13 protein-coding genes are annotated in these 14475 nt (G+C 61.4%); 6 read left to right on the plus strand and 7 right to left on the minus strand.

The window, feature by feature from the left end:
• Positions 1–2025 carry a c-type cytochrome gene (locus JV201_RS23915; protein ID WP_219406116.1) on the minus strand — a complete coding sequence of 675 codons (2025 nt, stop codon included), beginning with the start codon at positions 2023–2025 and terminating at the stop codon, positions 1–3.
• A gap of 223 nt (positions 2026–2248) precedes the next feature.
• On the opposite strand from JV201_RS23915, the gene JV201_RS23920 reads away from it, so the two are divergent.
• The 4 genes from JV201_RS23920 (at position 2249) to JV201_RS23935 (ending at position 5321) form a co-directional block, all read left to right on the plus strand.
• Positions 2249–3451, plus strand: coding sequence for a pyridoxal phosphate-dependent aminotransferase (locus tag JV201_RS23920; protein WP_177008772.1), 1203 nt, complete (start codon positions 2249–2251; stop codon positions 3449–3451).
• Positions 3452–3490: 39 nt separating this feature from the next.
• A complete protein-coding gene (locus JV201_RS23925) occupies positions 3491–3976 on the plus strand; it encodes an N-acetyltransferase (RefSeq protein ID WP_008435578.1) in 486 nt (161 codons plus the stop codon).
• 69 nt (positions 3977–4045) lie between these two features.
• Positions 4046–4543 (plus strand): hypothetical protein, encoded by a 498-nt coding sequence (locus JV201_RS23930; protein ID WP_003216397.1) that lies wholly within the window; start codon positions 4046–4048, stop codon positions 4541–4543.
• 73 nt (positions 4544–4616) lie between these two features.
• On the plus strand, positions 4617–5321 hold the full coding sequence (locus JV201_RS23935; protein WP_219406117.1) for a hypothetical protein: 705 nt from the start codon (positions 4617–4619) through the stop codon (positions 5319–5321).
• A gap of 122 nt (positions 5322–5443) precedes the next feature.
• Here JV201_RS23935 and JV201_RS23940 read toward each other — a convergent pair whose 3' ends face one another.
• The 5 genes from JV201_RS23940 to glyA all read right to left on the minus strand — a co-directional run bounded on the left by JV201_RS23940 (position 5444) and on the right by glyA (position 11883).
• Complete coding sequence (locus tag JV201_RS23940; protein WP_219406118.1) at positions 5444–6529, minus strand: pyridoxal phosphate-dependent aminotransferase; 1086 nt, start codon at positions 6527–6529, stop codon at positions 5444–5446.
• Positions 6530–6678: 149 nt separating this feature from the next.
• The gene (locus JV201_RS23945) at positions 6679–8121 is read right to left on the minus strand and encodes a cytochrome c (RefSeq protein ID WP_219406119.1); all 1443 of its coding nucleotides are present in this window, start codon (positions 8119–8121) and stop codon (positions 6679–6681) included.
• 3 nt (positions 8122–8124) lie between these two features.
• Complete coding sequence (locus tag JV201_RS23950; RefSeq protein WP_102369856.1) at positions 8125–9714, minus strand: GMC family oxidoreductase; 1590 nt, start codon at positions 9712–9714, stop codon at positions 8125–8127.
• A gap of 20 nt (positions 9715–9734) precedes the next feature.
• Positions 9735–10271 carry a sugar dehydrogenase complex small subunit gene (locus JV201_RS23955; protein ID WP_023659207.1) on the minus strand — a complete coding sequence of 179 codons (537 nt, stop codon included), beginning with the start codon at positions 10269–10271 and terminating at the stop codon, positions 9735–9737.
• A 256-nt stretch (positions 10272–10527) separates the two neighbouring features.
• Positions 10528–11883: a serine hydroxymethyltransferase gene (gene glyA / locus JV201_RS23960; RefSeq protein WP_219406120.1), complete on the minus strand. Its 1356-nt coding sequence runs from the start codon at positions 11881–11883 to the stop codon at positions 10528–10530.
• A 278-nt stretch (positions 11884–12161) separates the two neighbouring features.
• Here glyA and JV201_RS23965 point away from each other — a divergent pair, with 278 nt between their 5' ends.
• Together JV201_RS23965 and JV201_RS23970 are read left to right on the plus strand one after the other, a co-directional pair.
• Entirely contained in the window at positions 12162–12767 is a 606-nt protein-coding gene (locus JV201_RS23965; protein WP_003216382.1) for a helix-turn-helix transcriptional regulator, read from the plus strand.
• The gene (locus tag JV201_RS23970) at positions 12754–13653 is read left to right on the plus strand and encodes a queuosine precursor transporter (protein WP_219406121.1); all 900 of its coding nucleotides are present in this window, start codon (positions 12754–12756) and stop codon (positions 13651–13653) included. Before JV201_RS23965 ends, JV201_RS23970 begins: the two co-directional genes overlap by 14 nt.
• Positions 13654–13762: 109 nt before the next feature.
• On the opposite strand, the gene queC is transcribed toward JV201_RS23970, so the two are convergent.
• Positions 13763–14455, minus strand: coding sequence for a 7-cyano-7-deazaguanine synthase QueC (queC, locus tag JV201_RS23975; RefSeq protein ID WP_087692810.1), 693 nt, complete (start codon positions 14453–14455; stop codon positions 13763–13765).
• Between the last annotated feature and the right edge of the window lie 20 nt (positions 14456–14475).

Raw genomic sequence — 14475 nt, forward strand, 5'->3', positions numbered from 1 at the left:
TTAGTACCGCGCATCCACGGGCTTACCCCCCTTCGGCCAGTCCTTCACCTTGTCCGGGAAATCCGGACGAGGTTGTTGGGAGAAGTACGCTGCCACATCCACCGCCTCCTGGTCCGACAACCCGCCCTGCCCCAACGGGAATTTCTCGTGGAAACCGATCGGCATGTTGCGTTTGACGAACGCCGCCGCCGTGTACAGCCGCGCCATCCCCGCCCCGATATTGAACGACTGCTCGCCCCACAACGGCGGGTACACCAACTCGCCATCCGCCCGCGTCAACCCTTGGCCATTGTCGCCATGGCACACCGCGCATTGCCGGGCGTACACCTGCCTGCCATTCTGCATATCCGGCTTGATCGCCGGGTCGACCTTGCCCACCCCGCGCCCGGCGACTTTATCTTCGGGCCTGGTGTTGTTTTTCATCCAGTCGAAGTACGCCACCATCGCCTGCATATCCGCCGATTCCGCTGGCAACGGCTTGCCATTCATCGAGCGACGGAAGCAGCCGTTGATCCGCTCTTCCAGGCTCACCACCTTGCCGGCACGCGGCGCATAGCTCGGGAAAAATGCCGAGACGCCCACAAACGGCGAACCATCCGCCACAGTGCCGGCGTTGAGATGGCAGCTGGTGCAGTTCAGCGAGTTGCCCACGTTATTGGGCAGCAGTTCCTTGGTCTGCAGGTGCAGGCGCATGCCGCGTACCACCTGATCGGCATTCGGCGCCGCCAACAATTCGGCCAGGCGTGGGGTTTCAAACGCTGACGAATCGGTGGTGACCGGGTTGAGCTGGCCACGCATTTTCTTCACTTGGGCAGCCGTGACAGGCGTGCCTTCGTTGCCCCAACTGCTGCGCACGAAACTGAGGATTTCAGCGATTTCCTGATCCGCCAACCGCGCAAACCCAGGCATGGTGTAGATCCGTGGATGGGCTGCGGTCTCGGCGGTTTCCCAACCGGTGAGGGTGATGTGCAGCAGTGACGTCGGGTTGTTCGAGGCAACGCTCGGGTTGCCGGCCAACTGCGGGAACAGCCCTTTCACCCCGCCGCCATCGCTGCGGTGGCAGTCACTGCAAAACTGCATGTAACCCAGGCCACCACGGCTGGTGAACAAGTCCTTGGGCGGTGCGGCGGGTTCTTGGGCCACGGCGGGCATCGGCAGGTCGTCCTTGCCCGGCGGCAGGGATTTGAGATACGTCGCGATGGCGGTCAAATCGGCATCGGTGAAGTGTTGGGTACTGTGATGAATCACATCCGCCATGTTGCCCGCGACCGTGGCAAAGCGGTTCTGCCCGGTCTTGAGCAATTGCACGGTGTCGTCCACCGTCCACAGGTTGCGCAGGCTCAAGGCGCGCCAGTGCTCGACAGTCTCACCGGCCAGGTAATGCCGGCCACTGCGGCCCGCGTCGCTCATGGCTTTTTCCTGGAAGGCGATGCCGCGCGGGGTGTGGCACGAGCCGCAGTGGCCCAGGCCCTGGACGAGGTAGGCGCCACGGTTAAGCACGTCATCCTTCGCCGGGTCCGGCACGAATGGTTGCTTGTCGAGAAACGCCAAATTCCACAACGCCAGGCCCCAGCGCTGGTTGAACGGGAAGCCCATCTCCGCTCCCAGATTGGGTTTGTTCACCGCCTCCACGCCCTGCATCAGGTAGGCGAACAGGGCGCGCATGTCGCCTTCGCTCATCTTCGCGTAGGACGGGTACGGCATCGCCGGGTACAGGTTCTGCCCGGCCGGCGTCACGCCTTCACGCATCACCCGGTCGAACTGCTCGAAGGTGTACTGGCCGATGCCGGTGTCACGGTCCGGGGTGATGTTGCTCGAGTAGATCGTGCCCATCGGCGTGCCCAGTTCCAGCCCGCCGGCCATCTGCGCGCCTTGCCTGGCGGTGTGGCAGGCGATGCAGTCGCCCAGTTGGGCAACGTATTTGCCCTGTTCGATCAGCGTGGGGTCGGCTTCGTTGGCGTGCAGGGGAAGGGACAGGCACAGCACCACCCCCACAAGGCCCAGACGTGACAGGGGAAAAATCATCGCACTATTCCTTTAATAACCCGGCCTGGGGCGGTCCCCTCGGCGCAGGTCTGCAATCGTTTTTATTGGGTCATCAGGCAGATAACCGGGGCATGGCCAGCCCCAGCTTCGTTGTAGCGGATTTTTTGCGCGCGGCCCTTGATGTGGATCAGGCGCCATGTTCTACAGTGGAACTGAAATTGACTAATTGACGCGGGCATCGATGTCGGCGAGGAGAGCAAGGATGCGTTATTCACCCTTTGTGGGGCGCATTGGCGGCGAATCCGTCAGTGCCTGGGATATTCACTACGCCGCCGCCGAAGCCCAACTGCGTGGCGAAGACGTGATTGTGCTCAGTGTCGGCGACCCGGATTTCGCCACACACAGCGCGATCTGTGAAACCGCCGTGGACGCCCTGCGCGCCGGCGACACCCACTACACCCCTGTGCTCGGCCGCCCGAAACTGCGGGAAGCCATCGCGGCCCGGCAGAGCCTGCTGCAAGGGATTGCGGTGCACGCCGACAATATCGCCCTGGTCGCCGGCGCGCAGAATGGCCTGTTCGCGGCCTGCTTGTGCCTGTTCAGCCACGGCGATGAAGTGCTGGTGCCAGAGCCGATGTACCTGACCTACGAGGCCTGTGTCCAAGCCTCGGGGGCACGCATTAGAACCGTCGAACAACCGGCCGCCAACGGCTTTCGCCTGACCCGTACCGCGCTGCAAGCCGCGATTACCGACAAGACCCGGGGCATCGCCCTCGCTACACCGTGCAACCCCACCGGCAATGTCTACTGCCGCGAAGAGCTGGAAGCCGTCGCCGAAGTGGCACGCGCCCACGACCTGTGGGTGATTTGCGATGAAGTGTATGGGCAGCTCATCTATGACGATCAACACCTGAGCATCAGCGCGTTACCCGGCATGGCCGAGCGCACGGTGGTGCTCAACAGCCTGTCGAAAAGCCACGCCATGACCGGCTGGCGGGTTGGCTGGGTGGCCGGCCCGCCCACATTGATCAACCATCTGGAAAACTTGCTGCTGTGCATGATTTACGGCCTGCCAGGGTTTATCCAGGCGGCGGCGCTCAAGGCACTGGAACTGGATGAGGCCTTGGTCAGCGATGCCCGTGCGGTGTATCGGCGCCGGCGTGACCTGGTGGTGAACGCGTTGAGTGCGATCAGCGAGCTGGACTGCCGAGTCCCCCAGGCGGGCATGTTCATGCTGGTGGACGTACGCCGCACCGGGCTCAGCGGCCGGGAGTTCGCCTGGCAACTGTATCGCCAGACCGGCGTATCGGTGCTTGACGCCCAGGCGTTTGGCCCCAGCGCCGAAGGGTTTGTGCGGGTTTCGTTTACCGTCGCCGATGACACCCTCAGGGAGGCTTGCCAGCGCATTGCCGGCTTCGTCGAAGGGCTTGGGGCCGACGCCGCGCCTTTACGTGATCGCCGATAACGGGCATAAAACGCCCTTTGCCCCGTTCGAAGGACTGCCATGTCTCAAGGATTGACCTATCGCCAGGCGCACCTGGATGACCTGCACACCCTGTGCGTGCTGGGCCAGCCGCTGAACCGCCTGCACCACCAGGAACGGCCCGATATCTACCGTGACGCCACCGACCAGGTGGAGCGCGACCAGTCCCATTGGCGGCCCTGCCTGACCAGCCGGGTTCAGGCGGTGTTTCTTGCCGAGCAGCACGGCGTTGGTGTTGGATTTATCACCGCGCAAATCATCGAGACCGCCAGCCCGTTGTTGCAGCCGCTGCGTGTTGCCAGGATCGGCTCGATCTGCGTGCTGGAGGCACACCGCGGCCAGGGCATTGGCCGTGAACTGATGGCGCTCGCCGAACGCTGGGCCATCCGCCAGGGCGCCCGGGATTTGCGCCTGACCGTCTGGGCCTTCAACGAACCGGCGCAGCGGCTGTACGAGGAATTGGGCTACGAAAAACGCGCCTTCGAAATGGGCAAGCGCCTCGGTTAAATCGATGGACAAGCCACGCGCGGCCCGGCGAATATCGACGCCCAACTTCATCAGGCACGGACGCTGACCATGCTCGACATTCTTCAGGGCACGCCCCTTTGGGTGTACGCCGTTTATCTGTGGATCTGCTGGTACGGGATCAAAGCCACCCGCGGCAGCCGCGAAAACCACCGGTCACTGGTTATCCTGCCGGTGGTGCTGGTGATCTGGTCGCTGCTGTCCATTGAACATTCAACGCTGTCGATCGGCTGCTGGCTGGGCGGTGCCGCCGTGGGCTGCCTGTTGGCGATGGCGATGTTCACCGCCAAGGGTGCAAGCCTCGATGGCCACACGCTGGTGCTGCCCGGCACCTGGAAAATCCTGCTGATCTCCCAACTGTTCTTCGCCGTGAAGTATTACCTCGGTTACCAGCACGCCGTGCACCCGTTGCTGTCGAGCACCGCGCCAATGCTGGCCCTGGCGGGCGGGGCTTCGGGTTTTACCGTTGGGCTGTTTTGCGGGCGGGCGATCAAGCTGCAGCGGGCGTTGGCATCATTCAACCGCGATGAGGGCATTGTGCTGCCTTGACCTGATCCCCCTCCCCGCTGAAAATGCGCGACGCTTTTCCCGTCTCCCCGTTTACTGAAGTAGTGAAATTTCAATGTCTGATTCCCGCACCGAAGAATCCGTAGTCGCCTTGCAATCCAAAGCTGAATACGAAAACGCCATCAATCTTTCACAGCACGTGCCGGCGGCCAAGACCATCAGTGAAATGGTGCTGGACGCGTTCCACACCTCCAAGGAAAGCGACCAGATCCGCGAGCTGCGCGTGGCCATCCGCCAGGCCCACGACGCTTTCGACGACGACAAGGCCTACGACCTGATGGGCGAGCTCAAGCAGCTCAAGGACGCCGAAGCCGCCGACAACGCCGCCCTCGAAGACCTGAACAGCAAGTTCTCCATCAGCCGCATCCTGTCCAGCTTCAAGGACGACCCGGAGTTCCAGGAGCTGGTCTACGGCCTGGCCCTCAAGGTGCTGAACCAGACCCACCAGGCCATCAGCAACCCGAGCGCCGGCAAAGGCAAGGCTTCCCGCCCGAAGAAGGAAGTGGAAGTGTTCGCCATCAGCAAGGACGGCATCAGCGTCACCCTGCCGCTGCGTTCACCGCGCTCCAAGCCGAACGTGGACCGTGAGGCGTTTGAATTCCTCGGCTTTACCTTTGTCGGTGAAGGTGACGAGGCGGAACTGGAAGTTGAAACCTTTGTGGATAACTCGGGCGCCGAGCAGCCACTGACGCGTAAAACCATCATCACCGCGCTGCAGCAGCAGACGGCGTTTGAGGGCTACAGCATCGCCCAGCAGTAACTCGATCTAAATGTGGGAGCGGGCTTGCTCGCGAAGACGGTGGGTCAGTCACGTATGCATTGACTGACACTCCGCTTTCGCGAGCAAGCCCGCTCCCACATTTGACCTGCGTCGCAGCGAATTCAGCCTACGACTTGAGCCGCAAACACCTCGCGAAACCGCTGCATCTCATCAGCGTTGCCCACGGTGACCCGCACCCACTGCGGCCAGTTTTGCCACACGCGCCCTATCTTCACGCCCTGCTCGCCCAGCCGCTCGATGACCTGTTCCGCCGGACGGCGCACATCAATCATGAAACAGTTGCTGTGAGACGCCGTGCAGGTGAATCCGCGGCTTTTTAGCCAGGCCACCGTCTCATCCCGCAACCGGGTATTGAGCGCCTTGCGCGCCGGCACCAGTTGCGCATCTGCAAGGCTGGCGCGGGCGGCCAGCAGGCTGGCGGCCGCCGGCACGTTGTCCCCGCCAAACACCGCCAGTTTTTCCAGCAGCTGCGGATGACCGATCGCAAGCCCCAGGCGTGCGCCGGCCAGGCCGTAGATTTTCGAGAACGTGCGCAGCACCAGCAAGTCGTCATGGTCCTTGACCCACGCCACACAACTGGGTGCGTCACTGAAGTCGATGTAGGCCTCGTCCACCAGCAAAATGCTGCCCTGGGGTTTGCGCGCCAGTGCCTGTTCGATGGCCTTGGCGGGTGTGAGGGTGCCGGTGGGATTGTTCGGGTTGCAGAGGTAGATCAGGCCGGGCTGGCGGTCAACGGTGAGCATGGCGGGAAGGTCATGGGCGTGATCGGCGGTGAGGTCCACTTCATGCACCCTGGCCTTGCACGACTCGGCTGCCTGGCGCGGTACTTCGTAGGAAGGCGTGGCCATCACCAGGCTGCGGGTTTCGCTGGTAAACGCCAGCACCGCGTAGCGCAACGCGGCCATGGAGCCGGCGAACACCGCCACCTGTTCCTCCAGAATGCCTTGCTGTTTGGCAAACTGTTCGACCAGCGCGTACATGTCCGGGTACGGGTAGCGCCCCGAAACGGCAATACCGCGCTGCATGGCCTGCCGCGCAGCCGGCGACGGCCCGTAGGGGCTTTCGTTGTAGTTGAGCAGCACCTGGGGCGCCGCCACGGCGGGGCTTGCCTCAGCCCAGTCCAGGCGACCCAGCAACGGCAAGACCGCGCCCAGTGCGATCAGGGAACGACGACTCACGTTGACCATGAAGACCTCTCCTTGTCGGCTCGCAGCTTCAGGTGCGGGATTCGCCCCCGTTCCTGCAATTGGGTATGACGAGGAAAACAGCCGGTGATTTACCCAACCAACAAAAAGCCCCGCACTTCATACCGAAGGCGGGGCTTTTGCGTTTCCGGCTAGTTGGAATGAAAACGCCGGTTCAACGCGATCCGCTTGGCCTCCACTGCCCGCAGGTGTTTGTGGTGACGGCGCCACAGCAACAGCACGATGATCAGCACCAGCACCACCAGGCCACCGCCCCACAGCAGGTACGGCATGGCCGTGATCAACAACGGCACATCCCCACCGCGACGCAGGCTGGTGACTTCTTCGGAACTGACGCTCAGCGCCGGGTTGCCGAAGGTGTGCAGGCTGTAGTTGGCGATGGCGGCGATTTGCGCGTCGTTCAGGTCACCGCCCAGGGCCGGCATGCTCACGGCGCCGTCGGCACCTTTGCGGTCGATGCCCGCGATGATCGCCATCACCAGGTTGTTGGCCTGGTTGCCGTTGAGCGCGGTGTTGAGGCTCAGGGACGGGTAGAACTTGTCAGCCGAGCCCTGGCCATCGCGGCCGTGGCAGCTGGAGCAGGCCGAGTTGTAGAGGCGTGCGCCATCCAGGCCAGTGGCGTCGGCCAGTGAGGCTTGATCGCCCTGGCCGGTTTCCAGGGTGCTCATGTCCACCGGCTTGACGTCACGCACCACCCGCTCGGTTTGCCCGGGATCGCGGATCGGCGGCACGCTGTGCAGGTAGGCGGCCATGGCATGCAGGTCGCTGTCGCTGAGGTAGCGGAAGCTGTTTTCCACGGCTTCGGCCATGCCGCCCGCCGCTTGGGCCTTGTCGGCGAGGTGACCGTTTTTCATGAAATTGACCAGGTCATCTTCGCTCCAGTCCCCCAGCCCGCTGACCTTGTCGGAGGTGATGTTGGGCGCGACCCAGCCACCCAGTTTCGCACCGGCCAGGTACTGGCTGTTGTCCTCGGCCATCAAGGCGTTACGTGGGGTGTGGCAGGCGCCGCAGTGGGCGAGGTTGTCCACCAGGTACTGGCCGCGACTGGTCTGTTCGGTGGCGCCAGGCTTGGGCACGAAACCCTGGCTGTCGAGGAACACCAGGTTCCAGCCGAACATCAGTTGGCGGATGTTGAACGGGAACGCCAGGTGCGTTTCCGGCACCGGCTGGTCCACGGCTTTGACGCCCTGTTGCAGGTACACGTACAAGGCGTGGATGTCGTCATCGCTCATGCCCTGGTAAGAGGTGTAGGGCATCGCCGGATACAGGTGCTGGCCCTTGGCGTTAATGCCTTTGCGCAAGGCGTCCGCCAGTTGTTGCTCGGTGTAGTCGCCGATGCCGTAGGCCTTGGACGGGGTGATGTTGCTGGAGATGATCTTGCCCATGGGCGAGTCGATCACATACCCGCCGGCCAGCGGCGCGCCGCCATTCTCGGCGGTACGGTGGCAGGCTTCGCAGTCGCCGGCACGGGCGACATACGCACCTTTCTGGATCAGCGCGGCAGTGTCTTCAGCGGCAAACACCGGCAACGCGGTGAGCAGCAAGGCCAGCAATGGAAATTTAAGCAATCCCATGACCTAGACCTCCCGCGCAATGATGTCGGCCATACGGATACTCAGCGCCACGCCGGCCAGGGTCGGGTTGATGGTGCCGGAGGCCGGTATCACCCCAGTGGTGGCGAGAAACAGGTTGGCGTGGTCGTGGGTGCGGCACTCGTGGTTGACCACCGAATCCTTGGGGTTGGCGCCCATGATCACGGTGCCCATCAGGTGGTCGCGGTTCTGGTAACCGGTGTTGTCTTCCACCACCGTACCGCCCATCAGTTGCACGAAGTGCGCATAGTCTTCAGTGACGCCGGCCTTGGCCGCCTTCACGTAGTCGCCCACCTCGTAGTTGACCACCAGCATCGGAATGCCCAGGGCGTCCTTGCGGGTGCGGCTCGGGCGCACAGTGTTGGTCTGCAATGGCAGGGTTTCATACACGGTAGAGACGTCGACCCAACGCGCCGCATCGTGGCGGATGCGTTCGTCCAGCTCCTTGCCGTACACGCCCTGGGCGATCAGCCGCTTGGCCACGGCAATGTTCGGCACGTTGTTGGAGATCGAGTGTTTGACCGAGGCCCGCTCCTTGCGGAACTCGCCGTCGCGACGGTTGAAAATCCCGCCCTGCTGCACCGCGCCGCGTCCCGGCCACAACGGCTCGTCGGCGATAAATTGCAGGCCCTGGCCGGTGTGGTCCATCAGGTTGCGACCGACCTGGTCGGAGGAGTTGGCCACCTCGGAAATCAGCAGCAGCTTGGGGGTTTCCAGGCCGTGGGCGGCAACGATGAAGTACTTGGCAGTGAGCCGCACATCAGCGCCGGTGGAGCTGCGGTAATGGATCGCGACGATCTTGTCGTCCGCGCCTTTTTCCAGCTTGTAGGCGGTGGCGTCGGTGATCAGCTTGGCGCCGGCCTGTTCCGCATGGCGGGCGTGCACGTCGCCGCTGTACATCGCGCCAATGGGGCAGACCGGCATGCAGTTGTTGTTGCCGCTGCACGCCGGGCGCCCGTCGTAGGGTTCAGTGGCACGGCCATTGGGCTCATGGATAAAGTGATACCCCGCCGGTGCCATGCGTTCGCGCAGGCGCTGGAACAGGTAGGTATCACCTTCCGGCGCCATCGGGTACGGGCTTGAGCGTGGCGGGAACGCGCCGCCGCCCTGCCCGCTCTGGTCCTGGGTGTCACTGCCGCATACGCCCAGGGCAATTTCCGCACGCACGTAATAGGGTTCCAGCTCGCTGTATTCCAGCGGCCAGTCGCGACCTACGCCGTAGAGCGTCTTGAGTTTCATATCGTTGGGCAAGTAACGCCAGCACGCTGCCGCCCAGTGCCAGGTGGTACCGCCCACCAGTTTCAACATGCCGGGGCGGAACTCGAAAGAACCGGTGTTCTCGATGTATTGCTCATCATAAGAATGATGGGCCCACGGCTCATTCGGATAGGGTGAGTTGTAATTGCCCTTGTTCGACGAATTACGGAAGTTCTCGACTATCTTCCAGCGGGGAATATGTTCACCCGCTTCCAGAATAATCACCGACTTGCCGAGTTTGGCCAATTCAAAGGCTGCGTTACTGCCTAATGCGCCGGAGCCAACCACAATGACATCGGCGTCAAAATCCTGATTCATAAAAGTGCCTTGTCTTAGTCTTAGTCGTTGGCCAGCGTGGCCGGAGGATTGACCCAGTAATTGGTTTTTCCCCGGGAGTACGTCGGGATCACCGTGGCGTCCGCGGTCGGCGCATAGGCCAGGGCGCCGGTGAAGGTGACCAGGCGCGTGCCGTCGGTGGCGCGCAGGGACACCGGCGTGCCGGTGTAGCCCAGGTACCAGGCGGAGACGATTTTCTGCGTCGTGTCCTTGATCACCGGGTCGGCGTAGAACGGGCTGCCGGACAACTGGCCGACGTTGCGCAAGTGATGCTGGCCAACCTTGCTCCACAAGGCTTTGATCTTCTCGGGGAATGCAGGGTCGTTCCGGGTGCACTGGGCCAGGATGCGCAAGGACAAGGCGGCATCCAGGTTCGAGCGTTCGAGGAGGAACATCGACAGTTGGCGGAAGGATTCAATGTCGTCGCTGGCGGCGCTGCTGACTTCCTGCGCCAGCGCGGCACCTGCCCACAGCGGGGCAAACAGGCCAGCACCGGTCAAGGCTGCGCCTGAATACAGGAGTTTTCTTCGGGTTATCACGGGATATCTCCTCATGAGTCGAACAACTATCGGCGCACGGGCCTAGTTCGACTTCACTGCAAAAGGCTGAGTACTTCGTTCACGGAGGTTGAACGGACTTTAAGAGCCCTTTTTATAACTGCCAGGAGAACGCCAAGCTGTCGTGCAGCTTGTTAATGATGAGAATGAGCAACAACGCGACCGTCTATAACAGCCGCTTAAACACCGTACAGCAATTTATCCTGCAATAACATGAAACATCCATTTGGATGTTTGCTCAGTTGTGCAGGTAATCCGCGAGGGGATACTTCGCGCACAAGGCTTGAGCCTGCAAGCGCAGGGATTCCTGTGCATTCGGATCCAGGGTGAACTTGTGCTCGTTGAGGGGCGTGACCGCATCGAGTACCCGGCACACCAGTTCGACGACCTGCCGACATCCATCGGCGTCGAGCTGGCGTTGCGCCAGGGAGCCGGTGCCGATACACAACCCGCCAGCGACGAATGATGGTCGCGTCTCTCCCGGTGCGCGATGCTTGTCCACGATGATGCCGCACTGCTCCAGCGCCGCCTGGGCGATGGCGCCGGTGATGCCGCCACGCAAGCGAATCAGCACCGAGTGGTTTTCACTGCGCCCGCCCACCACCTCGTAGTCACAGGCCTGGAACGCGCTGGCCAGTTCGTCGGCCGTGGTGCGAATACGCGCCATCCAGGCGTCGAAATCCGCGGACATGGCGTAGCCGAACGCCGCCGCCTTTGCCGCGATCATGTTGAAGGCCGGTGCGCCCTGCATTCGTGGGAACACGGCTTGATCGAGGAGCCGGCTGAAGCTGGTCTTAAGGCCCGGCACCTTGGTTTCGGCGTCGCGACCGGAAAGGATCAGGCCGCCACGCGGGCCGCCCAGTTGTTTATGGGTGCACAGCGTAGTGACGTGGGCTGCGTCGATCGGGCTCGGATGGCGCCCGGTGGCGACCAGGCCGGCGATGGTCGAAATGTCCGCCAGCAGGATCGACCCGGCTTCGTCGGCAATCCCACGCAAGCGCGCGAAATCAATGGTGTGCGAGTAGGCCGTCGCCCCGCAGATGATCACGCGCGGGCGATGGGCCAGCGCCAGTGTGCGCACCTGGTCGTAATCGATAACACCCTTGGAGGTAGTGCCGTACCGGAGCGCCTTGTAGTTCGCGCCGGTGAACGCGACGGGGCTGGCGTGGCTCAGATGCCCGCCATGATCGGGGGCCATGCCGAGCACGGTGTCTCCCGGCTCCAGCAAGGCCGCCAGTACCTGATAGTTGGCAGTCGACCCCGAGTGTGATTGCACGCCTGCGTATTGCGCACTGAACAGCTCACGCGCTCGGCGCACAGCCAGGGCTTCGACCCGGTCGGCATTCTCGCAGCCGGCGTGATGACGCCAGCCGGGCGTGCCCTCGGCGGTCACGTTGACCAGCAGCGAGGCGGACGCCGCCAGGATATTCGGCCTCACTGCGCAGGACGAAGCGGCCAGCGACAGCGTCTGGTGTTGGCGCGTGACTTCCGCATCCAGCAACGCTGCCAGCTCCGCGTCTTCTGCCCGTAGATCCGCCAGCCCTCGTTGCAGCAGGTCGGCCTGGTGGGTAAGTGGTTGCGTGTCGACTGCCATTGTCCTGTGTTCCTTCCCTGAAAATCCCGTGCGCCTTTCCGTTGGGCGCAGGGCAATTAAGCAGAAAAATGAACATTTTCCAAATTAAATGATTCTTTTTGGCCGCACACAGGGGGACAAGACGCGGTTTTTCCTGGCTGAATGCTGGCCAATCGCCAAAAAACTGATCACGGTCTTTATTCTTGTGGCAGGCGCATGCAACACTTCGCGCCGCGGCGAAGCACGCACCCCAGCGCAACATGGACGCTCTGTGTAGAACATAAGGAAGTGGTGGGCATTTGATTCACAGAAAAGAACGCACCGAGTATTTGAAGAGCAATATCAAATACCTGATCAAAAGCCGCGGAGAGACGCAGCTGTCGTTGTGCAACGCGGCCGGCCTGACCAGAACCACGATCTACAACATTCTGGAAGGCAAGGTCGTTAACGTACAGCAGTCCACCATCCGCAAGATCTCGGATTTCTTCGGCGTTTCCTATGAAGAAATCGAGACCCTCGACTTCGAAGAAAAAGAGATCATCGACAGCAGTATTTCCCCCCAGGGCAACATGAACCCTGCTGCCGTGCCGATCATCAAGCAAAGCCAGGTCATGGCGAGCATGGACAAGCGCATTGGCGAACTCGCCACGCTGTACCCGCTGACTTACTACTTCGGCACTTCCTACAACTTGATAGCCGTGCTGCTGGAACATGCGATTGCCGGCGTCAACGAGCCGGGCGATTTGTTGATCGTGCAGAAAGGGACGTCGAGCGACGACAAGGAAAAGTTGGTGTACGACAGGCTCAGCAAAAAACTATTTATCACGGATCAAGCGTGTGTCAGCTCAGATCGTATCTGTGTGGTGGGAGATATCATCGAGGAGCGCTTCAATGACAACGTATGAGCACGAAGTCGAAAACAGCAAATACAAGTTGCTGGGGTTCGAGAATGACAAGAGCCTGGCGGTGATCATGGTGATCGCCACGGGCAAGATCATTCGGATAAAGCTGAGCGAAGTGCTGAACAGCGAAATCATGGACAATTTAAATAAAATGGAAGTGAAGAACATGTACAAGAAGTTCTACTCACAGGGCGGAGCGCTGACCGCGTACGACCTCAACGACCGCAACGAGAACTCATGGATGATTTACATCATCCTGAACCTGCTGCTCTTTACGTTCTATATCTTCACCAGCATCGCCGCGACCAAACCTATTTACCTGGAGTCGCTGGGCATTATCGTCACGCCCGGCACGTTCCTTTACCCGCTGACGTTTCTGATCGTGGACTTGCTCAACGAACAGTTCGGCCTGCGGCTGGCGAGACGGGCCATCCTGTTTGCGTTTGCCAGTAACGCGATGATCATCATCCTGCTCTACGGCTCGACCTTCCTCCCCGGCTTGCCAGGCTGGAAGCTCGACGGGCCTTACAACGACGTGATCATCCAGGTGTCGTCGGTGCTCATCGCCTCTTCGGTTTCGTTCCTGGTGTCGGAGAACATCAACTCGTACCTGCTGTGCAAGATCAAGGAGCTGACCAATTCCAGGTACCTGTTCCTGCGGATTTTCCTGAGTACGTTCTTCGCGGTGATCATCGACAGTTTCCTGTTCTGCTTCATCGCGTTCTACGGCGCCATGCAGACCAGCGACATCCTGAACATGATCTACGTGCAGATCGCGATCAAGGTTTGCTTTGCCTTCTTCAACATCCTGCCGGCCTATGGCGCCCGCTCGCTGTTCAAGCGCTACATCACGGGCGATACCCAGGCCCAACCACACGCCAGCAGATGATCGTTCCCACGCTCTGCGTGGGAATGCCGCCTTGGACGCTCCGCGTCCGCCTTTGTGACGCGRAGCGKCACRGGATGCGTTCCCACGCGGAGCGTGGGAACGATCGACATCACGCCAGTTTGCTTTTCAGGCTCTGCATGACGGCTGCCTTGTTTTCGAGGTAGTCGTTCAGGCCACGTGCGCGAAGGTTGCACGCGTCGCAGTTGCCACAACCCGTACCGATAATGCCGTTGTAGCAGGTCAGAGTCTGGTTGCGGATCAGGTCCATCTGCTGGTGATCGTCCGCCAGGGCCCAGGTCTCGGCCTTGTTCAGCCACATCAACGGCGTTTCCAGGCGCACGTCGTATTCCATGCCCAGTTGCAGCGCTTTGTTCAGCGCCTTGACGAACTCGTCCCGGCAATCGGGATAGCCGGAGAAGTCGGTTTCACACACCCCGGTGATCACCGTTTCCGCCTTGACCTGGTAGGCGTAGATCGCCGCGAGGGTCAAAAACAGAATGTTCCTGCCAGGCACGAATGTGCTCGGCAAACTCTCGCCCGAGCTGTTCACCGTGGGTACCGGAATGTTGTCGCGGGTCAGGCTGCTGATGGCCAGCTCGTTCAACAGCGACACGTCCATCACTTTGTGAACGGTGGCGCCCAGCTGTTTGGCGAGTTTCTGTGCGACTTCGATTTCCGCCACATGGCGCTGGCCATAATCGAAGGTAATGCAGTGCACCTCGTCATACAGCGCCAGTGCCTGGATCAGGCAGGTGGTCGAATCCTGCCCACCACTGAATACGATAACGGCTTTTTTACTCATCACGCTGCTTCCTGCATTTG

This window comes from Pseudomonas sp. Colony2 (genome assembly GCF_019382755.1).
GTDB lineage: Bacteria > Pseudomonadota > Gammaproteobacteria > Pseudomonadales > Pseudomonadaceae > Aquipseudomonas.